Here is a 22724-nt window from a genome sequence, read left to right as displayed (position 1 = left end):
AAGCGGGGACCGGTTTTGGGATAATGGCATGCTTAAGAACAAAAAATTAAGGCGTGTCGCATGGATATGATAACACGCGACACGCTTCAGAGCGCCGGGCGCACTGTTGGGCGTACAAAGGTCGCTCTGGTGGTTTAAATCTGCAGCACAATCTACCTGAAACTAATAGAAGTTTGAGGAATTATGCAGTAAAAACCGCAATCATCTTACTCATAATCAGGTTTCATACGAAACTAATTATGCTTCGTCGGTATTTCACAAATTTTCGTTTGTCGGACACTTGCGCGCATCATGCCGCGCGCAGGCAAACTGCTGTCGTTTTGAGAAACGCGTCTTTTTAAAATGTGACAACGACGAAACCTTTGTCATATTTATTGTCATAAAAGTGCAGTTAACCCTTATGGATCAATTGCTAAGTCACTGAAAACGTGTTTCACTTTCTATCGTTGACATTTTGTGACAATCCACGAACTGTCATCCAACCGTCATCTAGGACGGCTATCGGGAGTGCGCGAACACTGGAATCGACCGGAAGCGTTCGCCCGACTTTAACAGGGGAGTCAAACAATGCTTGCATTTACTGCGCGTCTGCTGTCGCTTTCGACGGCAATCGCCGTTGGCGGGGTTTCTATTGCAGCTGCTGAACCATCGGCCGAACTCATCGCTGCGGCAAAGGCCGAAGGCGAACTGACCACGATCGCTCTTCCGCATGATTGGTGCGGTTACGGCGAAATCATCAAGAGCTTCAAAGACAAGTATGGCCTGAAGGTCAACGAGCTCAACCCAGATGCGGGTTCGGGCGACGAAATCGAAGCCATCAAGGCCAACAAAGACAATAAGGGCCCACAGGCTCCTGACGTTATCGACGTCGGCTTTGCCTTCGGCACCACCGCCAAGAAAGACGGCCTGATCCAGCCATACAAGGTCGCAACCTGGGACGAAATTCCAGATAGCGCCAAGGATGCTGAAGGCTATTGGTATGGCGACTATTACGGCGTTCTCGCTTTCGAAGTGAACAAGGACATCGTCAAGGACGTCCCACAGGATTGGGAAGACCTGCTCAAGAGCGATTATGCCAATTCAGTTGCTCTCGCTGGTGATCCACGCGTTTCCGCGCAGGCAATTCTCGGCGTTCACGCCGCAGGTATCGCACGCGGCGCAGAACCAGGTGTAGAAGCCGGCAAAAAGGGCCTTGAATTCTACAAGGAACTCAATGCCAACGGTAACTTCGTTCCTGTTATCGGCAAGGCTGCTTCGCTCGCACAGGGCTCGACCCCAATCGTTATCCGTTGGGATTATAACGCTCTCGCTGACCGCGATACGCTCAAGGGCAATCCGGAAATCGAAACAGTGATTCCTAAGACAGGCGTCATTGCCGGCGTTTACGTTCAGGCGATCAGCGCTTACGCACCGCATCCAAACGCTGCAAAGCTCTGGATGGAGCACATCTATTCGGATGAAGGCCAGCTCGGATACCTGAAGGGCTACTGCCATCCGATCCGCTTCAACGCGATGGCGAAGGCTGGCAAGATCCCTCAGGACCTGCTCGACAAGCTGCCACCGGCTGATTCTTATGAAAAGGCTATCTTCCCAACCCTGGAACAGATTGAAGCCGCTCAGGAAGAAATCACCAAGAGCTGGGACAGCGTCGTCGGCGCAAACGTTCAGTAAGCGACTTCATCTCGCCCTGTTTATGCCTGCGACGACCAGAAATGGTCGTCGCAGTGGTTCCTGAACGATCAGGCCCCAACTGCATAATTCCTTAAATCAATTTCGATTTAAGGAATTATGCAGCGAATTTAAGCTAATGAAGCGACCTTTGTGCATCCATTGGCGCGCGGCGCTCTGATAGAAACTGAGCCGAGAGAGATAATCCGCCTCTTAACTTCACGCATAATCGTCTCCGAAAGCCTATAAGTTTTTCGGGATTATGTTCTAAAGAAAGAACGCATGAGTTCATCAGCCGAAACAACTGCACCAATCAGCGGGGTGCGTAAGCGTCAATTGCCACTTTCGTGGATTGGCGTCGCGCCTTTCTTTCTGTTTGCCATTCTCTTCCTGTTATGGCCAACGATGTATCTTATCGTCGGCGCATTTCAGGACCCCGATGGCAATTTCACGCTTCAGAATGTCCATGATCTCTTCCAGCCTCAGATTCTGAGCGCCTACTGGATTTCGATCAAGGTGAGCCTCGCCTCCGCCCTTGGCGGCGCGTTGATTGGCTTCTTTCTGGCCTGGGCAGTGGTGCTTGGCAATCTGCCGCGCTGGCTGCGCCCGACCGTTCTGACCTTCTCTGGTGTCGCATCCAATTTCGCTGGCGTTCCGCTGGCTTTTGCCTTTCTGGCAACGCTTGGCCGCACCGGCTTTGTGACTATTCTGCTGCGCGAGTGGTTCGGCTTCAATCTTTATTCGACCGGCTTCAATCTGCTTAGCTTCTTCGGTCTGACCATCACTTATCTGTTCTTCCAGATCCCGCTGATGGTCCTGATTCTGACGCCTGCACTCGATGGCCTTAAAAAGGAATGGCGTGAGGCATCTTCGATCCTTGGAGCCACCAATCTTCAATATTGGCGCATGGTCGCGTTCCCGATCCTCTGGCCAAGCCTGCTTGGCACAACATTGCTTTTGTTTGCGAATGCCTTCGGTGCAATTGCGACAGCCTATGCGCTTACCGGGTCCTCGCTCAACATCGTTCCGATCCTGCTCTATGCGCAGATCCGCGGCGACGTCCTGCATAACCAGAACCTGGGTTACGCGCTGGCACTCGGTATGATCGTCATCACCGGGCTTTCCAACCTCCTTTACATCTGGCTGCGGATGCGCGCCGAAAGGTGGCAGCGATGAAAAAGGCGTTTAACGCTCAGAAGATCGGTGCATGGATCGCCTTTCTGATCGGTGCGATCTACTTCCTCGTGCCGCTGATTGGTACCTTTGAATTTTCGCTGCGCATGCGTCGCGGCGAATATTCCTTCGACGCTTACCGGGTCGTTTTCAGCGATCCGAATTTCCAGGCAACCTTCAGTTATTCGATCCTGCTCGGCATTCTGACCATCATATTCGGCGTCCTGCTTGTCGTGCCAACCGCCTATTGGGTTCGCCTGCGTCTGCCACATTTGCGGCCACTGATCGAGTTCATCACCTTGATGCCGCTGGTTATTCCAGCAATCGTCATCGTATTTGGCTACTTGCGCATCTATAATTCGTCATCATGGCTGCCATTCACGTCATCGACGCGGGCAACAGATCTGTTGCTGATGTTCGGTTATATGACCTTGTCGCTGCCATATATGTATCGCGCCGTCGATACGGCTATGCGCACGATTGATGTCCGCACGCTTACCGAAGCGGCACAAAGTCTTGGCGCTGGCTGGGGGCGGATCATGTTCAAGGTGATTTTCCCGAATGTGATGTCGGGCGTCATGAGCGGTGCGTTCATTACTTTTGCCATCGTTATTGGTGAATTCACGCTCGCATCGCTGCTCAATCGTCCAGCTTTCGGTCCGTATTTGCAGCTTGTCGGCGCCAATCGCGCTTATGAGCCTTCCGCGCTGGCGATCATTTCGTTTGGCATTACGTGGGTCAGCATCATCATGTTGCAGCTCGTCTCGCGCCTCAACAAATTCAAGACAACCGCCGGGTAACATTCATGGCTTTTCTTAATCTCAAGCACCTGAAAAAGAGCTTCGGCGCCAATACCGTCGTCCACGATTTTAATCTCGCAGTCGAAAAGGGCGAATTCGTCTCTTTTCTCGGCCCATCGGGCTGCGGCAAGACCACAGTTCTGCGCATGATTGCAGGCTTTGAAACCACCGATAGCGGCGCGATTGAAATCGACGGCAAGGATGTGGTCGATCTCAAGCCCAATCAGCGCAACATCGGCATGGTCTTTCAGGCCTATGCACTGTTCCCGAATATGACGGTTGCACAGAATGTGGCCTTCGGCCTTCGGGTATCAGGCAAGCCAAAAGCCGAAATCGATGCCACCGTTCAGGAAATGCTGAGCCTGATCCGGCTTGAACATCTTGCAGACCGCTATCCATATCAGATGTCCGGCGGACAGCAGCAGCGTGTTGCACTGGCTCGTGCGCTGGCAACCAAGCCTCAGGTGCTTTTGCTCGACGAACCGCTTTCTGCACTCGACGCAAAAATCCGTATTTCACTGCGTCAGGAAATCCGCGCAATCCAGCAGAAGCTGGGAATCACCACGGTTTTCGTGACCCACGATCAGGAAGAAGCGCTATCGATCTCTGATCGCATCGTCGTGATGCACGAGGGCAAGGCAGATCAGATTGGCACGCCTTTTGATATCTATAATCGCCCGGCTTCGCGCTTTGTTGCTTCTTTTGTCGGCACGCTCAACATGCTTGAAGCGTCAGTCAACGAACCCGGACAAAACAGCATTGAGCTCGACGGTTGTACGATCAAGGTCAATGATGAGCTCGGACATCATCCGAAGGGCAAGGCGATCACGCTGGCTCTGCGCCCCGAAGCTGTCAGCCTGGAAGCACGCAAGAGCCACGATACGTCGCTTGATGCAACGATTGAAGACGTCCATTTCCTTGGTTCTGTCATCCGTACACGCGTCGCACTGGGCAAGAATCAACTGTCATTTGACACATTCAATGATCCGACCCAGCAACCGCCACAGCGCGGAGACAAGGTGACTGTGCATTTTGCAGCACACGATCTACTCGTTCTTGCAGACTAAACACCAAACATCGAAACAAAAAAGCCGCCCATTGGGCGGCTTTTTTATATTGGAACTTACGTCTCTGGACTGTTGGGGTTTTGGTCCTGAGGAGACGAAATATCTCAGCCCCAAGGGCCGTGGAAGTCGCCTTCTTTATCCACACGCTTGAAGCCGTGCGAACCGAAGAAATCACGCTGCCCCTGAATGACATTGGCAGTACCCTGTGACTGCGTGAAGCTGTCGAAATAGCTGAGAGCCGAGCCAAGTGCCGGAAGCGGCAGACCAGCAAGGGCGGCCTGTGCCACGATCTTGCGAAGTCCCTTCGATGCTTTGCCCATGCGCTCTACGAATGTTGGAACCAGCAGGAGGTTTTCGATTTCCTGACCTTCAAAAGCTTGCGCAATATCGTCGAGGAACAGCGAACGAATGATACAGCCTTCGCGCCAGATACGGGCGGTGGTTGCGAGCGGGATATTCCAGCCGTGTTCTTTTGAAGCAGCTGACATCACGGCAAAGCCCTGCGCATAGGCTGCAATCTTGCCAGCCAGCAGACCCTGTTCGAGGTCGGCGAGGAAACCTGCCTGATCAGCAATATTAAGCGTACGAGGAGCAGGCTTGTAAGCCTTCTCTGCGGCCTGACGTTCCACCTTGAGCGAAGAGAGCGAACGCGCTGCAACAGCGGCTTCGATACCCGTCGCCGGAACACCAAGCATCTGCGCTTCAATAGCCGCCCAGCGACCCGTTCCCTTCTGACCCGCTTCATCGAGGATCACATCGACCATCGCCTTGCCGGTTTCAGGATCGGTTGCCTTCAGAACCTTGGCAGTGATTTCGATGAGGTAGGAATTGAGCGGGCCCGCATTCCACTTCTCGAACACGTCACCAATTGCCGGAGCCGAAAGGCCCAGACCGTCGCGGAGAATGCCGTAGATTTCGGCAATCATCTGCATGTCCGCATATTCAATACCGTTGTGAACGGTCTTCACGAAGTGACCAGCGCCATCAGGGCCGACCAAGGCGCAGCAAGGCTCGCCCTTATATTTTGCGGCGGCAGCCAACAAGATTGGCGCGATGCGGTCATAGGCTTCCTGTGTGCCGCCAACCATCATCGATGGACCGTTGCGTGCGCCTTCAGCGCCGCCCGATACACCCATACCAACAAAAGTTGGATCATTCGGGCCAAGTGCCTTCAAACGACGCACCGTGTCACGATAGTCGGAATTACCCGCATCGATCATGATATCGCCCTTCTCAAGATAGGCCTTGAGGCGGGTGGTTTCCGCATCAACCGGCGCACCGGCTTTGATGAGGAAGATGATCGGACGTGGCTTGCGGATATTGTCAGCCAGCTCTTCAAACGTAGCGCAAGGGATGATCTTGTCACGCAGCGCGCCAGCTTTTTCGATGAATGCTTTCAGGACAGGCTCGTCGCGGTCATAGACGGCTACCGTGTAGCCCTTCTCGGCGATGTTCAGCGCGAGGTTCGAACCCATCACGCCAAGACCGACCATTCCGATATCTGCTTTTTCCATTTTTTGCCCTTTTGAAACACAGCCAACTGGCTTGTCATACAGAAATAGAGAGCCGACAGACTGGACTGTCGTAGCTGTTGCTGTCGCACTATGTAGCGCCCGCAACGCCAGTCTGTATCCTATTGTTGGATGATCTAGGGCATATGACGCAAATTTGATAGGTCTTTTTCTAAAAAACTAACCGATTTAAATGCTTAGACCCGCTCCAGTTTCTCATGCGGCAACGGTGGCAATTCAATCTTTATCAGGTCTCCTGCCTGCACGGTCCCACCTGCAAGAACCACCGACATGATGCCCGCTTTGCGCACCAGTTCACCGTCATCTTTTTTATCGAGAACAGCGCCCAGCAGACCTTTCTCGAAGTTTTCAATCTGAGAACATGGATTGCGCAAACCTGTGATTTCGAGAACCACATCATTGCCGATTTTGAGAATTGCCGACTTTGGGAGTGCAAGCAGATCAATCCCGCGCGTCGTGATGTTCTCACCCAGCTGCGCTGGCGAAACATCGAAACCTTTCTCAGTCAGCTCGTCGAAGAGCTCTGCCTGAATAAGATGGACCTGACGCAGGTTTGGCTGCGTTGGATCGGCCTTCACGCGTGAACGGTGTTTGACCGTCACACCTTTATGCGCATCACCTTCAACACCCTGCCCCGCAATAATGCTGATCTCAGAGACCAGCTGTTTCGAGAAACGATGCTCGGTGTCACGGGCAACGGCTACAACAATTCCACTCATATTTTTACCTTGATCACATGAAGAGGGAAACGGCAGGCAAAGCCGGTCGTAATCCCGCATATCATGCGATATACAACAGACAAATGACAAGGGTATCGCGAAGGGGTTGGCGGTAAAACCATGACGAGCAAGCAGCACGACGGCAAAAAATTTCGCTGGGGCATATGGGGAACGGGCACGATTGCCAGCACCTTTGCAGCCGATATTCAGGCAAGCCAGGATATGCGCGTAACCGCTGTTTGCTCCCGCTCGATTGACACTGCCGAAGACTTCAAAAGCCGCATCGGAGCAGACCGTGCCTTCGCGGATGCCGAAGCATTTCTAAACAGCGCTGATATCGATGCCGTTTACATTGCCACGCCCAATGCAATGCATGTCCCGCAGACTTTGCAGGCAATCGCCGCTGGCAAAGCCTGTCTTACGGAAAAGCCGCTGACGCTTGATGCTGAGGGTGCAAACCAGATCGCAACCGCAAGCCAAGCGCATAATGTCTTTGCCATGGAAGCAATGTGGAGCCGTTTTCTCCCGGCAGTTCATGCCGCGCGGGAACATATCAAAGTCGGACGGATCGGCACAGTGACGCGCATTGCGGCAGACCTTTCCTATTTCCGCGAGGAGAACCCGGAAAGTCGCTTTTTCAATCCCGCACTTGGCGGGGGTGCCGCTTTTGATCTTGGCGTTTATCCGGTTTCACTCACGCTGAGCTTCCTGGGTTTGCCCGAAGCTGTCAGCGGACGTTGGACGCGTGCCAACAGTGGCGTCGATATGCGTACGGAAATTGAACTGACCTATGCAAGCGCCAAAGCACAGCTCTCTTGCGGCTTTGATCATGACGGCAAAAACCAGATGCTGATTGAAGGCACAGACGGTGCAATTCTGCTGCACGCACAGTTCCTCAAAGCACAGCGCCTCACAATCTTTTCTGCAAAAGCAATGAACTCAGCCATTGGGCCCAAAGGTCCAGGCGGGCTGATTGGCAAGGTTCTCAATCGCTTGCCACTTCCTGGAAGAACGGTCGAGCATCATGGCTTTACGGGCAACGGGCTCCAGTTTCAGGCGCAAGCCGTGCGCGATGCCGTATCACGTGGCGAAATCTCCAGCCCGATCATGCCGCTTGAACACAGTGCTGCTGTTGCAAACATCGTCAGCACTGTGCTTGCGACAAAACCAGATTAGAAAGTGCTCTGCACCTTATAGGGCGCTGCATTTTCACCCGCATTGTTGAGGGCCAGCGCCACTTCTGTGATGTGCAAGGCCACGGCTCCTGAAAAGAATGCTGTGGCACGCGTTTCAATCGCCCGTGCCTGATCGGCCACACCACGCATGAAATCAATCTGCGACGGGAATGAAGGCAGACTGACAGCATCACTTTTGGGATACGACAGTTTGCTTCCAACTGCGGGCTTCCACGCCAGCGTCTTGCCAAGCTTGGCTTCAAGACGTCCAAACACACGCGACATCACGGAACGCTTTCTTTCCGTTGATTCAAGCCGAACCGCGGAACGGTTATCCCAAAGATCATCGACCGTGATAGAGCCCTTGTCGGCCACAATCGTGAGGCTACGATCCTTCGGCATCGCAAGGCCTGAAGTCAGGCGTGCAACCAGACCAGACCTGAAGCGCAGGCAGCCCACGGAAAAATCCGGTGCCATATGAAGATGTTCGGTGCCCGGCCCCTTGTTCTGGAAGGTGATCGAGGAGAAAGCGGTTACGCTTTCGACTGGTCCAAATAGCGACACCAGCCATGACAATGCATAACCCGCATGTTCCAGCGTGCAGCCAATCTCAAATTCATGCAGACCCGGCCAAGGTGCGCCTGATTGCGAGCGCCATGTCGCCCACTTGTCGCGAAACACCGGACCATCCTCCATTTCAGCATAGACCAGACGCGGGGTGCCAATCTCGCTCATCGCGCTTGAAACAAGCTTCTGTGCGTCGCTGAGGCCATTTGCCGGTGCGGCAGCCAGTGTCAGACCGTTGGTGGCAGCAAAATCGACCAGCGCTTTGGCATCATTAAAATCCATCGCCAGTGGCTTTTCCGAATAGACGTGCTTACCTGCCTCAAGTGCTGCGCGCGAAATAGCATAATGGCTTTCCGGCGTCGTAAGGTTCAGGACAATCTGAACATCAGAATCAGCCAGCACAGCCTCGTAGCTCTCATAGGCGCGCACACTGTAATGCGCTGCAAACACCTTGAGCCGTTCCGCAGAGCGATCAAAGACACCAAGCAGGCGCAGTTGCGGGTAGTTGCGCAGCGTGGTCATGTAATAATCGGCGACGAAGCCCGTGCCAATGATAGCAATATTCATGGTAACTCCGATTATATAGACCGCTTCGGGATGGTGATTTTGGCCGTCATGCGCAAACCAAAGATCGCAAAAATGAGCATGAGCCAAACCGGATCCATGCGACGGAAGAAGAAGCTTTCCAGCATCGCATTGAGCGTGCCGAAAAACACAAACATCAAAAAGAAATCAGCAAGAAGCAGGTTCTCGCGGGTTGGTCTGCACCGCGTATAATTGACCAGCGGCATGATGATGATCACGACAATCGCGCAGATAAGGCCGATGAGCCCCATCGAAAGCGTGATATCGAGATAGCCGTTATGGCCGTGCACGATGCCACGCACATCCCAGTCGAGATAATAAGGATTGGCTGCTTGCTTGACGAGGTTAGTTCCCCAGAAGCTCTCATAGCCAAAGCCCACCCATGGGTGACTGCGAAGGGCTTCAATTGCAAAACCCCAGATCGAGGTGCGCCCTGTAAACGTTGGGTCGACCGAGAATTGCAAAACGATCTGATGCAATGGCTCGAACAGCACCGTGCCAATAGTGAAGAGCGCAAAGACCACCTGAATGATGAAAATCATCAGCGGTGCCAGTCCACGCATACCAAACATGCCGGGACCAATCACCAGCAACATTGCGAATGGAACCAAAGCGGCAGTGGTTTTTGAGCCTGTATGGGCGACAAAGAACAACGCAAATAAAGCGATCAGCGCGCCACTGATCCGCCATCCACGCCGCCAAAGATAAATGCCTGCAAAAGCGAAAATCGCCATGACAGGCCCGGCGATGTTTTTGTGGGTGAAAACACCACGCCAAAGAAAGGAGTTCTGCGGCTCACCAGCATCAACACCATGTGTGCCAAGATTGGGTAAAAGCACCACACCAGCATAGGAGATGAAAATGACGATGGATGCCACAACAAGCAGCATCCATGAATAACCATCGGCATCTTGCGGCAAGGCAAGAACAGCGACGATGGCCAGCACACCGATCAGCGTCAGCATGATGCCACGAATGGCGGTCGATGGATCGGGACTAACGAAAGCTGATGCCAGCAAAAGGCCAAACATCAGCATCCATCCAAGGCTGACGAGCCGCAAAACCTTGCCAGGATCGGCAAACATTGCAAGCGATGCCAATGCAATGGCCCCGACAAGGCCAAAGCCAAGCTGATTGACGGCATCACCCGCCTGTTGACCATCGGCCGGAACAGCCGGTGAAAACGGGCGAAAAGAAATCAGCAGAATGCAGAATATAACCGTCGCGGTGACGAGCGCTATCTGGCGCATCGTCACTCGCAACGGTTCGGACGAACCTGGATTAGTTCTTGTCCGGGTTGCGGTACTGCTCATTCAAATATCCAAAATGCGCCATCACCCGGCCCAGACCAATATGGATGAAGTAGGTACCAGCGGGCGCAAAACCAGCAGCATAGCCCCTTCTGACAGCCTTGATCGGTGAATAGGCCAGAAGAGCCAGGCTCTTGAGGAAAACGCGCACCTGACCGAGCGGTTCATCTTTGCGCTTGCGCTGTTCGATCAAGGTCGAAAGAACGCCGTTGCGCAAACCGCGTGATCTGATCCAGTCGTTTTCGAGACGACGTGCCGGAATGGTTTCGCGCACGATACCTTCTGCACACCAGGCAACTTTGAAGCCCTTAGCGATTGAGCGGGACAAGAAGTCGGAATCGCCACCGCCGGTGAAGTTGAACTTCAGATCCATGAACGGATAGCCATGCGCTTCAAGCACAGGCCGCGCAATCAGCAGGTTGCCCGAAGAATAGATAATCGGAACCGGGCCGGTCTTATTATAATGCGGCAGGAAAACCGGATGCTTTGCCCACTGTTCCGAATTCGGCTTTTCAAAAATCGGATACTGCGGACCGCCAACCAGACTAACGTCATAACGCTCGGCTGTTGCGACCATGTTTTCGATCCAGTCCGGATCAGCCAGTTCATCATCATCGATGACGATGACATATTTGAAGTTCGGGAAAAACTTCGTCGCGGTCAGCCAGCCAGCATTATAGGCGTTGCAGTTGCCACGATGAGATTCACCGATAAGCATACCCTGATACTTGCCAGCCTCGAAAAGCGGAGCGGCGACGGTTGCGCCTTCCTTCTTTTCTGTTTCGTTCTCGATCACGACAACGGCCCATTTACGCTTGGTTGTCTGCGCATTCAGCGTGTCGAGCGTGCGTATCAGGTGCTCAGGACGCATAAATGTCGGGAGCGAAACGACGACTTCGATATCTTCATGACGAAGACCGGGTGTTTTAGCGATTACTTCAATATGATCCGGTAAATCTGGCATCTCAGCTTCCGATTATTTCAGAGAATTATGATTTTATGTTTATCTTGCCACTATTGATAAACGCTTAAAGAAAAGTTCACTGCATGGCTGTAGACACTATCTTCAATAAACATTCATTAAGAGCCGTCAGGAGTTGAATTGCAACCGTTTCGTCTTGTCTTCGTGACGTCACTTGTTCCTCATGCCGTCGCCTCAACGGGTTATGAAGTTGCGAACGCAGCTGTTATCGATGGCCTTCGTCGCGCAGGCGCCCATGTGACCGTGTTGGGCTTCACATGGCCGGGGCATAAAGCTGCCGAAAGTGCAGACACAATCGTGCTTGGCGAAGTGGAAGTACGCACGGAAGGTGCTGGCATCAAGCGCAAGATAGGTTGGGTGCTGAAATCCTTCCTCACGGGGCTTACGGTTTCTTCGGCAAAGTTGCGCGTGATTCCTGCGATCGAGCTGCACAATGCGATCACCGAACTTGGTGATTTCGATGCCTATGTGCTCAATGGTGTCACGTTGCCCGGAGCGTTTGAAGAAATTTTCAGGAACAAGCCTTCGCTGTTCATTGCGCATAATGTCGAGTATCGCTCGGCAGAAGAAAATGCGGCGGACGCCAAAGGTAAAGTACAGAAGTTCCTGTTCGGTCGTGAAGCCCGTATTCTGAAAAAACTGGAAAACAGACTGTGCAAACAGGCGAGTTTCGTTTTCACATTCGCGGAGGATGACGGTGCGGCACTCGGCCTCGGCACCGAAAAATTTGCGACACTCCCGCTTGTCATGCCGGGGAACGCTGTGGCCGCAACAGTGCCTGAAGCCAAATACGATCTGGCACTGATCGGAACATGGACATGGCACCCGAACCGCATTGGTCTTGAATGGTTCCTGCGCGAAGTAAAACCTTTACTGCCGAAAGACATTTCAATTGCTATTGCTGGAAATACACCGGCTGATCTGATTGCGGCATGGCCCGGCGTCAATTTCGTCGGCAAAGTGCCGGACGCGACCGAATTTGTTGAAGGCGGCAAGCTTGTGCCACTGATCAGCCGCGCGGGTACTGGTGTTCAGCTCAAGTCTATCGAGACGTTTGAACTTGGCATGCCAAGTGTCGCGACCGCCCATTCGGTTCGCGGCATTGGCAATGTTCCTGCTAATTGTACAATTGCCGACAAGCCTGCGGAATTTGCGGCAGCTGTTGTTGAGCGTCTAAAAGCAATAAACGATGGGGACCGCCAAAAACTTGATGGCAAAGCCTTCAAACAAGCACAAATCAAAGGCATGGACAGCGCTATCGCCCGAGGCCTTAAAACACTTCAGGACGTGACAGGAAAAGCAGACTGACATGACGAATAGTTCACCCGAAAAACTCGAATATCGAAATATTCTCGGCATCAAGGTTGTCTGTTTCGACTGGGACAGTTCGTTCGCCTATTTTGAAAAGCGGATTGAGAACCGCGAATTCATGAAGCAAGGTTGGCTCAATGCCAACAATGCCAATATTGCGCATGAAGACCCGGCCTATATGGCAGCTTTGAAAGATTTCCTGATTCTGCCTGATGGTATTGGCGTCGATATTGCCAGTAAAGCCGCCTATGGCGCGAAATTCCCGGCTAACCTGAATGGTACGGATTTCGTTCCGGGCCTGATGCAGCACATCAAGCGTCCTATGAAGATCGCCCTGTTGGGCGGTGGTCCCGGTGTTGCTGCAGAAGCCGCAGAGCTTTTCAAGCAGCAAATACCGCAGCACGAATTTCGCGTGATCTCAGATGGTTATTTCAAGCCAGCCGATCTTGATGGCATTCTGGGCCAGCTTGCCGATTATCATCCCGATATTCTGCTCGTCGCCATGGGCGTCCCACGGCAGGAGCTGTTCATCGACAAATACATCACAGCGGAACATTGCACGATAGCAAGCGCTGTCGGCGCCCTGTTTGATCTGCACACCGGCCGCGTACAGCGTGCGCCACACTGGGTCCGCACACTCAAAATGGAGTGGGTACACCGTTTGTTGCAGGAGCCTCGTCGTCTGGCAAAGCGCTATCTCGTCGGCAATCCGGTCTTTCTCTGGCGTGTGGCCAAGGAAAAGCTGTCAGGGGGCAAGCCTTGAAGACAGCTATCGTCACCGCAAGCTGGGATCAGGATTTTGAGCGTTGCAAGCTCCTATGCGAGACCATGGACAAACATGTCACCGGTTTCACCAAGCATTACATACTTGTTGACAGCAAAGATGTGGCACTGTTCCGGCAGATAGAAAGCGCCAATCGCATCGTGATTGATGAACGCGATCTGTTACCCTCATGGCTGCGCGCATTTCCCGATCCCACCTATCTCGGACGCCGCCGCGTCTGGTTGTCGTTCAAGACCAAGCCGTTGCGCGGATGGCATGTGCAGCAATTGCGGCGCATAGCGCTGGCAAGCAAGGTGGAAGAAGACGGTCTTCTCTATACCGATTCCGACACTGCTTTCGTGCGCGCCTTTGATTGCAGCACGCTCTGGCAAGGCGAAAAACTGCGGCTGTTCTACCGGCCCAATGCGCTAGCAAATCCTGAATGGCCCGAACACCCTGTCTGGGCGGAAAATGCTGGAAAGCTTCTTGGTGTCCCGAATGGCAAAAGCGCGCTCAACGACTATATCGGCCAGCTTGTTTCATGGCGCAGAGATTCAGTCGTCGGCATGTGTGACCGCATCGAGAAGCACACCGGCCAGCATTGGGTAGCTGCAATCGGAAACGTCCGCCGTTTCTCCGAGTGTTTTATCTACGGCCACTATGTCGATGACGTTCTGGAAGGTGCAGGCCACTTTCACGACACCCATGATTTGTGCCGGATGCAGTGGTTTGCACCACCGCCCACGGAAGAAGAATTCCGAACCTTCATTGCCGAAATGGAACCGCACCAGGTTGCCATCGGCATGCAGTCCTTCCTCAGCCTGTCGGTCAATGATATCCGCCGAATCATAGGTGGTTGAAATCTCAGGAAACCGGAGCGCCTGATACCAATATCCGATGAGTGCAACTCATTGGATATTGGCTAAGCTCGTGTGACGACAGAACATTTTCAAGGCGCAATGCGTCAGCATCGTAGCGCCTTGGTTTAATTGCGACGCTCTGGCTTTCAGACCCGCTTCGCAGGCCGCTTGATACTCGTATAGGTGAAAACCAGCGACAGGATGTAAATCCCAGCAAATACGAAATTGAGGCCAGCAATCCAGTCAGTGCTGTCCCCATAGTAAACCAGCAAAAGCCACACGAACAAAGCCTTGGCTGCGGTCATCAACATCATGTTCAGGGTGCGCAGACCAGACTGACCCCGCGCGTAGAGAATCTCGGTCTGATACTCGATAAGGTTGCGGAACCCCGGCACCAGCAACACCAATGGCAGCAGCCCCACAATTGGCGCAACGCTGGCGCCCAGTGCCTTCGGGAAGAATTGCAGAAAGACCACCATTGCACCCAAACCTGCCACCGATATGGCAAAGACCGCAAACTCCAGCCCTGCCCGGATACGCAGCGACGCCAGCATATCAGGCGTTCGCATCAGCTTCTGCACAAGCATCATATTGAAGGAACGAATCGGCAGTGCCGTGAGGTCGACAAGGCGCATAATGATCGCATAGATACCTGCCGTCGTTGGCCCACCGATGCTTAACACCAGAAGCTTATCGAGTTCGCTCTGAATATAGAACAAAAGCTCGGCACCCATCACAGCGATGGAATCAGATATGCGCCGGGCATAAAGGCGAGGTTCAAAACGCAGCTTCACCCTTGGGTAAAAGCGAAGCGCCACAATCAGCGCCACAGCATTGGCCCCAAAATACCACCATGCCCAATGAGCGACATCGTGCGTTGTTGCCAGAAACATGAACAAGACAGCGGCTACGGCGCGCGTCACTGTCCCAAAAATCACAAGCAATGCTGAAATGCCGAACCGCCGCAGCCCATTATTGACGATGATGATCATTTCCGTTGAGCGCCACAAAAGCGCTTCGGCAATAACCACAATGGCAAACGGCAAAAATGAAATGTCGCGGCTAAAAAAGACGAAGTAAACCAGCCACGAACAAATCGCAAAAAGCGGGAGGGAGGCCACAACCGCCGCGAGATAGCCGGCTGTGTATGTGCCAAGCAACAGCGGCTTCACCGTCGAAATACGATAAAGCGGCGAACTGAACCCCAGCGAAACAAGGCGCGATAAAACCACGCCAGTGCCTGACGCCGTGGCAAAGATACCGAAGTCTCCAGTCGGCAATGTATTTGCTAGCGCGATAAAATAAAGAAGCGAAACAACCAGTCGCCCGGCAGAACCAGAAAAGAGCGAGAAATAATCCCGCACCACTGCACCGCGGCTACCTGATAATTTCTGGAGTGCTTTCGCGATCACCCGAGGGCCTCGTCTTATCTTGCCTGTTATCTGGAGGCCGTGTCGCCGACCTGAGAGGGCAACTTAGCCAAAAAGGCTTAATTAAAAAGTACTAACCTGATTATCGATACGCATTTTAACCATTTGTTCTCCATAAAAAATCTATAGTCGAAAGCGTGAAGACTATTCTGGGGTACGGACATCTTTGACGATGAGTGGTGACGACAAGCGCAATAAGGGAAGAGAGGAAAAACCTCTTCTTGCATTTTCAGACGCGCCCGAGACAAGCCGCGAAGAATCTGACACGTCCAAACGTGAGCCTCAATCTATAACTCCTCCATGGACCCCGCCTGCAACCCCTGAGGAACGCGCTGAACTGTTTCGCTCCCAGCAGGAAAGCAAAACCGCCAAGGAAGAAGAGGTTTCCGAGCTTCGCAGCCGCATGGCCTCGATCAAGGCTGAACTTGAGCGCAAGATCGCAGAACGCGAACAGGGTGCAAATTCGTCCAGGGATGAAGTGGCTAAGGTCAACGCACAGGAGCCCACGACACCGGAACTCAAGGCACCAGAACCCAAGGCACCAGAACCCAAGGCAATTGTCGCGGACAACACCTGGCCAGCACCGCAACGCGAATCGTCGGGTACGGAATGGAAGCCGCTGGTTGATCCGCGTGTAGCGATTGAAATCGTCCGGGGCTCACGCAAACTGCTGATCGCGACAACGCTGATCGGCGGCATTGCTGCAGCACTCTATGCGATGACCATCCCGCAAATGTATATTGCATCGACTGATATTCTGGTCGACCCACGTAGCATCAAGACCGTTGGTACGGAATTGACCCCTGGACAATTACCAACCGATGCATCGCTTGCTATTGCTGAAAGCCAGGCGCGACTACTCGATTCGAGCAGTGTTCTGCTCAAGGTCATCAATCAAGCCGATCTGACCAAAGATCCGGAATTCAACGGAAGCTTTGTGCCCACCGGTATCGCTGGCTTTTTCGCGCAGCTTAAAAGTATGGTGAAGCCAAATACCGCGAGCGAGGGTCAGGCACTTGAAACCCGCGTTCTATATAATCTCTACGACAGCCTGACGATCGGGCGCGACGCCAAGACCTTCATCTATTCGATTTCGGTCAAGACACGCAGCCCTGAGAAATCGGCCGAGATAGCCAATCTCATTGGCACCGTGTTCCAGACAGAGCTCGATTCTCTTCAGTCCGATGCCGCCCGCCGTAATGCAGAAGAGCTTTCAAAACGCCTCGCCGATATGCGTGCAAGCGTCGAAAAAGCCGAACAAACCACAGCGGATTTCAGGGCGTCGCGTGATCTTGTCGATGTTGACGGCAAACTGATCAGCGACAATGACCTGACACGTCTGAATGATCAGCTTACCAATCAGCGTGCTGAGACCATGCGTCTTCAGGCACGTGTTCAGGTTCTCAATGATGCAACAACGGGCAGCGTCATTTCCGGCACTTTGCCGGAAGATTTGCGTTCCAACACGCTGACGGCTCTGCGAGCACAATATGCGCTGGCCAGTCAGAATGCGAATGGAGCATCCACTCAACTCGGGCCACGCCACCCGCAACTCATTCAGCTACAGTCTCAAAAGCAGACCGTTTTGAATGATATCGATGCCGAATTGCGCCGTATCCGCGCCTCCCTGCAAGTTGAAGTACAGCGCTCTGCGCAGCAGGAGCGTGATCTCAGTGCACGCCTCGCACAGCTCAAATCGCAACAGGCGAATAGCAATGATGATCGGGTGAAATTGCGAGAACTGGACCGTGAAGCTTCAACGCTTCGCTCGGTCTATGAGGCCTTCCTCCTGCGCTCGCGTGAAACCACCGAGCAGCAAGGCATCACGACCACCAATGTTCGTGTAATTTCCGAAGCACGCCCCCCGCTTGATCCAGCCGGGTCTTCACGCAAGCTGATTGTGATCGCCGGATTGATAGCTGGCTTTCTGGCTGGTCTCGCGATTACAGCCGTCCGCAACTTCGGACGGCTGGTGCGTTTATCCTAAAGCATGTCTCCCCAAAGTGGGAACCGGTTTTGGGACAAAGACATGCGTAAAAATAAAGAATTAAAGCGTGTCACATGGATATGATAAAACGTGACACGCTTTAGAAAAGGTCCAGCGATTTTGTGTCAGGCTGTCTGGCGTGAAGCTGTTTCAACACGCGGCAGCTTGCGACCGCTCGCACGCAAAATCCCCTGCGCTCCATCAAGATGGCCGGGCTTCAGCTCAATTGCCAGAAAGCGACGCTTCTCGAAAGGGCCTGGCATAGCAAGCTCGCCGGTCTTTGCCGCTGAAAAGCCAAAGCGCTCATAATATTCCGGATCACCGACGAGCAAAACGGCACTGTGGCCAAGCCGCTGGGCTTCGTTCAAGGCATGGCGCATCAGAGCCGAGCCAATACCGCAGCCAGCAGCTGATGGTTCAACCGCAAGCGGACCAAGCAGCAAAGCCGTAACAGGAAAACCGAAAGCATCAAGTCCGGCATGGACATTCCACAAGCGCACTGTACCTGCCAGCGAACCATCAGAACCGTTAGCAACGAACGCAAGACCTTCAGCCGGCAAACGACCACGACGCAGCTTTTCCGACGATTTTCTACGGCGGCCCTCGCCCATGGCGCGGTCGAGCAGCGCTTCACGTGCTGCAACATGCTCCGCCGTTTCGCTGACAATAGCGAAAGCGGCCTGAAAGCGCTGCGACAGGCTGGTTACAATATTTTCCTGAATTTCCGGATTTGTATTCATGACATCTATCCCCGCTGAGCGGCAGCAGCACATCCTGCCCGGCACTTTTCAGTGCCAGACAGATTGAGAGGATCGTTCAGGTTAAGCCCGAGCGATCAGATGACGTAGGATCGGAGTGGTTCAAAGCCATTGAAAGCCACCGCCGAATAGGTCGTGGTGTAGGCGCCCGTGCCTTCGATGAGGATTTCGTCACCAATGGTCAGCGAAACCGGCAGCGGATACGGTGTCTTTTCATAAAGAACATCCGCACTGTCGCAGGTTGGGCCAGCCAGCACGCAAGGTTCGGTTTCACCGCCGTCACGTGGGGTTACGATCTGATAGCGGATCGCTTCGTCCATGGTTTCGGCAAGACCACCGAATTTTCCGATGTCGAGATAAACCCAGCGCACATTGTCGTTGTCGGACTTGCGCGAAACCAGAACCACTTCGGTCTTGATCACGCCTGCATTGCCAACCATGCCGCGGCCCGGTTCGATAATGGTTTCCGGAATACGGTTGCCGAAGTGCTTGGACAGGGCATCGAAAATCGCCATGCCGTAAGCCTGAGCGGTTGGTACGTCCTTGAGGTAGCGGGTTGGGAAACCGCCGCCCATGTTGACCATGCGCAGAACAATGCCTTCGTCAGCCAGCGTGCGGAATACCGATGCTGCATCGCTCAATGCGCGATCCCATGCAGTAAGGTCCGTCTGCTGCGAGCCGACATGGAACGATACGCCGTAGGAGTCGAGGCCGAGCGCCTTTGCATGGCGCAGAACGTCGATTGCCATGGCAGGCACGCAACCGAATTTGCGCGACAGCGGCCATTCAGCGCCTTCACCGTCAGTCAACACGCGGCAGAATACGCGGCTGCCAGGAGCAGCGCGAGCAACCTTTTCGACTTCTTCAACGCAATCAACTGCATAGAGACGAATCCCCAGCTCGAAAGCACGCGCAACATCACGTTCTTTCTTGATGGTGTTGCCATAAGAAATGCGGTTTGGCGTTGCGCCAGCTTCGAGTGCCATTTCGATTTCAGCAACTGATGCCGTATCGAAGCACGAGCCAAGCGATGCCAGAAGGCGCAGGACTTCAGGTGCAGGATTTGCCTTCACAGCATAAAAAATGCGCGAATAAGGCAGTGCCTTCTCAAAATTCTGATAGTTTTCGCGCACGACATCGGTGTCGACGACGAGGCATGGGCCATCGGGACGGCGGGTGTTGAGGAAATCAATAATACGCTGCGTTGCCATGGTCGTTCTCCCGCGCGGCTTGATCTGCCGCATCTAGAGCGTGATCCCGGAAAGTCACAGACTTTCGAACAAAATCACGCAGAAAAAACACTTAGGGAATCTGACCAAACCACTAGAGGCCAAGAAATTCTCTAAGAGACAAAGTATGCATAAGCGCATCCGCGGTGAGGCCAGCCTTTGGAGATGCTGAGGTCACGCGAAAACTCATGCGGCGGTGGAACAACGCTAAACCCGCGTTACTCCGCTTTGTCTGCCTTGGATTGGAATTGGAGAACCGCATCCGCACTTTTGGCAATGAAGGTGTGCCTCTTCAGTAATTCCGGCTTTTGGACAGCCGAAAGACACCAGAAAGGCCCGCACCGTCGTTGCTTCAAGATGTCCTCGATCTGGCGGTTGGCCTACAGATCGACTGGAGCGGTTAGGTCCAGGTACCGTACCGAATTCCTCACCATTCGAGGATCGGCGGACACCCACAGGCACGTGCGACTTTGGGCAAGGGCGATATAATCTCAAACATGTGTTGATTCAATGACAAATGCGGGTCGTGCGAAAATAATTTTTAAGACAGACTTGCTGCCGAGTGCGCTTGCCATTGTTCAACATTAGTGAAACAATCGACCGCGTTAATTTCCCTTTCTTTAACCATAAATGCTGATTTCGGCAGCAAGTCGTGAACAATGACCCGCCTCGATTCCTTCAATGCTCTCATCGCCAAAGCTGAAAATGCACCTGTTCACGCAGCTTCTGGCCCGCTTCAAGGGGCAACTCTTGCGGTCAAGGACATCTATGATGTGGCTGGAATGAAAACTGGCTGCGGAAATCCGCAGATTTTGGCCGAATCACCTGTCGCCACCAGATCGGCACCAGCGGTTGAAAAACTGCTTCAGGCAGGCGCTTCTTTCATCGGTAAAACCCAGACTGATGAGCTGGCTTTTTCCCTGATGGGACAGAATTCCCACTACCCTTACCCAATCAATCCCGCTGCCCCTGATCGGGTCACGGGTGGTTCATCTTCAGGTTCGGCGGCGGCTGTTGCAGGCAGACTGGCAGATATCGCGCTTGGATCAGATACGGGTGGCTCAATCCGCGCACCAGCAAGCTTCTGCGGCCTTATTGGCCTGCGTTCCACTCATGGTCGCATCCCGCTCGAAGGTATCATGCCGCTTGCGCCATCTCTGGATACGATCGGTTGGTTTGCGCGCGATATCGATCTTTATGAAAAGGTTGGCGAACTGCTGCTCGGCGATGACAAGCAGACATTCGCTTTCTCGCAGCTTCTTTATATGCCTCTGCTGGAGCATCTGCTGCTCGACCATCCGGAAACCGACGCATACCGGGCGATGTTTGCTGCGGTGCGCCCGCATTTTGAAGGCCTCAAGGCCGCAAGCCAGCCAACGCTTTCGATAGACGAGCTGTATCTGACTTTCCGCCAGATACAGGGAGCAGAAGCGTGGGCAACGCATGGCGCATGGATTTCGTCGGACGACCGCCAGCTTGGCCCGGGCGTCGCGGATCGCTTCGCTTACGGATCAGAAATCACTGAAGAAGCCCTCACGCACCATCACAATCGCCGCGTGCGTTTCAGCCTCGAATTGGAAACAATCATCGGTGACAATGCGGTGCTGGCTCTGCCAACCGTACCAGGTGCCGCGCCTTTTTCCAAAGAACCATTCGAGGCACAGCAGGCTTATCGCGAACAGGCGTTACGCCTTCTCTGCCTCTCCGTTCTTTCCGGGCTGCCGCAGATTACAGTGCCTCTCGGAACGGTTCACGGCGCGCCGATGGGCATATCCTTTATCGGGCCGCGCGGCAGTGACCGCGCTTTGATTACACTCGCTAAAAACATTCTTATTCAGACACAAGGCTGAGCCATGGACACCCTCACACGTATGCGTGCATTTATCGACGTGGTCGAAGCGGAAGGCTTTTCCGCCGCTGCGCGAAAAATCGGACGTTCAAAGGCGCTGCTTTCCAAATATGTGCGCGAACTGGAAGACGAGCTCGGGGCGCGACTACTCAACCGTACAACACGCCAGTTCTCGCTCACCGAAGCCGGTCATACCTATTATCACCGCGCCATCGAAATCATTCGCGAGATTGATGCGCTTCAGGATGCTGTCAGCGAAACCAGTTCCGATGCACGTGGACGCATAAAACTTTCCGCCCCGCGTACCTTTGCCGATGCGGTTATCGGGCAATCGCTGATCGATTTCTGTCTCGCACACCCGGACATTGTACTCGATGTGCGGCTGGATGATCGTTTTGTCGATCTGGTGGAAGAAGGGTTCGACCTCGCAATCCGCATCACACGTCTGCAGGATTCATCGCTCATCGCAAAAAGGCTTTCACCCTTCCATTCTGTGCTGTGCGGTGCGCCAGAGCTTATCGCTCGCGTCGGTAAGCCGGAGCGGCCAGAAGATCTGGCGGACAGGCCGTGCATCATTGATACCAATGCGCGCTCGCGCAACAACTGGCATTTCCGCAATACGGACGGCTCAATGATGACCGTCAATGTGCATGGTCCGATTGAGGTCAACAGCCCCGTCGCCACCAAAACGGCGGCCATCGCCGGGCTTGGTTTCTGCTCACTGCCGGCGTTCATCGCCGAAGAGGAGATTGAGCGCGGCAGACTTATTCCATGTCTGGATGAATTCATCGTCAAGGATGGTGGTATCTATGCGGTTTACCCGCACCGTCGCTATCTGCCAGCCAAAATCCGCGCACTTGTCGACTTTCTGGCCCAGTGGTTTAAGGAGCGGGAACTGCGCGAAGACACAAAACTGTAGGTAAGTGCGGTTTAAAAGACGGTTATCGTCCCACTTTCGC

The 22724-nt window shown here is 53.6% G+C and carries 19 protein-coding genes; 11 read left to right on the top strand and 8 right to left on the bottom strand.

The window, feature by feature from the left end; all coding sequences use genetic code 11:
• Positions 1 to 567 precede the first annotated feature (567 nt).
• The 4 genes from CEV32_RS22995 (at position 568) to CEV32_RS22980 (ending at position 4708) form a co-directional block, all read left to right on the top strand.
• Entirely contained in the window at positions 568 to 1671 is a 1104-nt protein-coding gene (locus CEV32_RS22995) for an ABC transporter substrate-binding protein (RefSeq protein ID WP_094579447.1), read from the top strand.
• A gap of 279 nt (positions 1672 to 1950) precedes the next feature.
• Positions 1951 to 2844, top strand: coding sequence for an ABC transporter permease (locus CEV32_RS22990; protein WP_094579446.1), 894 nt, complete (start codon positions 1951 to 1953; stop codon positions 2842 to 2844).
• On the top strand, positions 2841 to 3641 hold the full coding sequence (locus CEV32_RS22985) for an ABC transporter permease (protein ID WP_094579445.1): 801 nt from the start codon (positions 2841 to 2843) through the stop codon (positions 3639 to 3641). The genes CEV32_RS22990 and CEV32_RS22985 overlap by 4 nt, the downstream gene beginning before the upstream one ends.
• A 5-nt stretch (positions 3642 to 3646) precedes the next feature.
• Positions 3647 to 4708 (top strand): ABC transporter ATP-binding protein, encoded by a 1062-nt coding sequence (locus CEV32_RS22980; RefSeq protein WP_094579444.1) that lies wholly within the window; start codon positions 3647 to 3649, stop codon positions 4706 to 4708.
• Between the two features lie 104 nt (positions 4709 to 4812).
• On the opposite strand, the gene gndA is transcribed toward CEV32_RS22980, so the two are convergent.
• Together gndA and CEV32_RS22970 are read right to left on the bottom strand one after the other, a co-directional pair.
• On the bottom strand, positions 4813 to 6222 hold the full coding sequence (gene gndA, locus CEV32_RS22975; RefSeq protein WP_094579443.1) for an NADP-dependent phosphogluconate dehydrogenase: 1410 nt from the start codon (positions 6220 to 6222) through the stop codon (positions 4813 to 4815).
• A gap of 194 nt (positions 6223 to 6416) precedes the next feature.
• A complete protein-coding gene (locus CEV32_RS22970; protein ID WP_094579442.1) occupies positions 6417 to 6959 on the bottom strand; it encodes an MOSC domain-containing protein in 543 nt (180 codons plus the stop codon).
• Between the two features lie 120 nt (positions 6960 to 7079).
• Between CEV32_RS22970 and CEV32_RS22965 the strand changes: the two genes are divergently transcribed.
• A complete protein-coding gene (locus tag CEV32_RS22965) occupies positions 7080 to 8135 on the top strand; it encodes a Gfo/Idh/MocA family protein (protein WP_094579441.1) in 1056 nt (351 codons plus the stop codon).
• Here the strand turns inward: CEV32_RS22965 and CEV32_RS22960 are convergent.
• Genes CEV32_RS22960 through CEV32_RS22950 form a run of 3 tightly spaced genes read right to left on the bottom strand, consistent with a single transcriptional unit; the run spans position 8132 to position 11560 of the window.
• Positions 8132 to 9268, bottom strand: coding sequence for a Gfo/Idh/MocA family protein (locus tag CEV32_RS22960; protein ID WP_094579440.1), 1137 nt, complete (start codon positions 9266 to 9268; stop codon positions 8132 to 8134). The two genes, CEV32_RS22965 and CEV32_RS22960, sit on opposite strands and share 4 nt — an antisense overlap.
• A gap of 11 nt (positions 9269 to 9279) precedes the next feature.
• A complete protein-coding gene (locus tag CEV32_RS22955; RefSeq protein ID WP_094579439.1) occupies positions 9280 to 10599 on the bottom strand; it encodes an O-antigen ligase family protein in 1320 nt (439 codons plus the stop codon).
• Positions 10568 to 11560 carry a glycosyltransferase family 2 protein gene (locus CEV32_RS22950; RefSeq protein WP_094579438.1) on the bottom strand — a complete coding sequence of 331 codons (993 nt, stop codon included), beginning with the start codon at positions 11558 to 11560 and terminating at the stop codon, positions 10568 to 10570. The genes CEV32_RS22955 and CEV32_RS22950 overlap by 32 nt, the downstream gene beginning before the upstream one ends.
• 138 nt (positions 11561 to 11698) lie before the next feature.
• Here CEV32_RS22950 and CEV32_RS22945 point away from each other — a divergent pair, with 138 nt between their 5' ends.
• Genes CEV32_RS22945 through CEV32_RS22935 form a run of 3 tightly spaced genes read left to right on the top strand, consistent with a single transcriptional unit; the run spans position 11699 to position 14512 of the window.
• On the top strand, positions 11699 to 12886 hold the full coding sequence (locus CEV32_RS22945) for a glycosyltransferase (RefSeq protein ID WP_094579437.1): 1188 nt from the start codon (positions 11699 to 11701) through the stop codon (positions 12884 to 12886).
• 1 nt (position 12887) lies between these two features.
• A complete protein-coding gene (locus CEV32_RS22940; protein ID WP_094579436.1) occupies positions 12888 to 13652 on the top strand; it encodes a WecB/TagA/CpsF family glycosyltransferase in 765 nt (254 codons plus the stop codon).
• A complete protein-coding gene (locus CEV32_RS22935) occupies positions 13649 to 14512 on the top strand; it encodes a DUF6492 family protein (protein ID WP_094579435.1) in 864 nt (287 codons plus the stop codon). Before CEV32_RS22940 ends, CEV32_RS22935 begins: the two co-directional genes overlap by 4 nt.
• Before the next feature lie 146 nt (positions 14513 to 14658).
• Here the strand turns inward: CEV32_RS22935 and CEV32_RS22930 are convergent, their stop codons facing one another.
• Positions 14659 to 15924, bottom strand: a complete 1266-nt coding sequence (locus CEV32_RS22930; RefSeq protein ID WP_094579434.1) for a lipopolysaccharide biosynthesis protein — start codon at positions 15922 to 15924, stop codon at positions 14659 to 14661.
• A gap of 190 nt (positions 15925 to 16114) precedes the next feature.
• Here CEV32_RS22930 and CEV32_RS22925 point away from each other — a divergent pair, with 190 nt between their 5' ends.
• Positions 16115 to 17929 (top strand): GumC family protein, encoded by a 1815-nt coding sequence (locus CEV32_RS22925; RefSeq protein ID WP_094579433.1) that lies wholly within the window; start codon positions 16115 to 16117, stop codon positions 17927 to 17929.
• 125 nt (positions 17930 to 18054) lie between these two features.
• Here the strand turns inward: CEV32_RS22925 and CEV32_RS22920 are convergent, their stop codons facing one another.
• Both CEV32_RS22920 and odc2 read right to left on the bottom strand, forming a co-directional pair.
• The gene (locus CEV32_RS22920; protein WP_094579432.1) at positions 18055 to 18669 is read right to left on the bottom strand and encodes a GNAT family N-acetyltransferase; all 615 of its coding nucleotides are present in this window, start codon (positions 18667 to 18669) and stop codon (positions 18055 to 18057) included.
• Between the two features lie 95 nt (positions 18670 to 18764).
• A complete protein-coding gene (gene odc2 / locus CEV32_RS22915; protein ID WP_094579431.1) occupies positions 18765 to 19898 on the bottom strand; it encodes an ornithine/lysine decarboxylase in 1134 nt (377 codons plus the stop codon).
• 677 nt (positions 19899 to 20575) lie between these two features.
• Here odc2 and CEV32_RS22910 point away from each other — a divergent pair.
• Entirely contained in the window at positions 20576 to 21766 is a 1191-nt protein-coding gene (locus tag CEV32_RS22910; RefSeq protein WP_094579430.1) for an amidase, read from the top strand.
• A gap of 3 nt (positions 21767 to 21769) precedes the next feature.
• A complete protein-coding gene (locus tag CEV32_RS22905; protein WP_094579429.1) occupies positions 21770 to 22684 on the top strand; it encodes a LysR family transcriptional regulator in 915 nt (304 codons plus the stop codon).
• Positions 22685 to 22724: the final 40 nt, after the last annotated feature.

The sequence above is a fragment of the Brucella rhizosphaerae genome, from assembly GCF_002252475.1.
GTDB lineage: Bacteria > Pseudomonadota > Alphaproteobacteria > Rhizobiales > Rhizobiaceae > Brucella > Brucella rhizosphaerae.
This window is presented reverse-complemented; position numbering and strand designations above follow the sequence as displayed.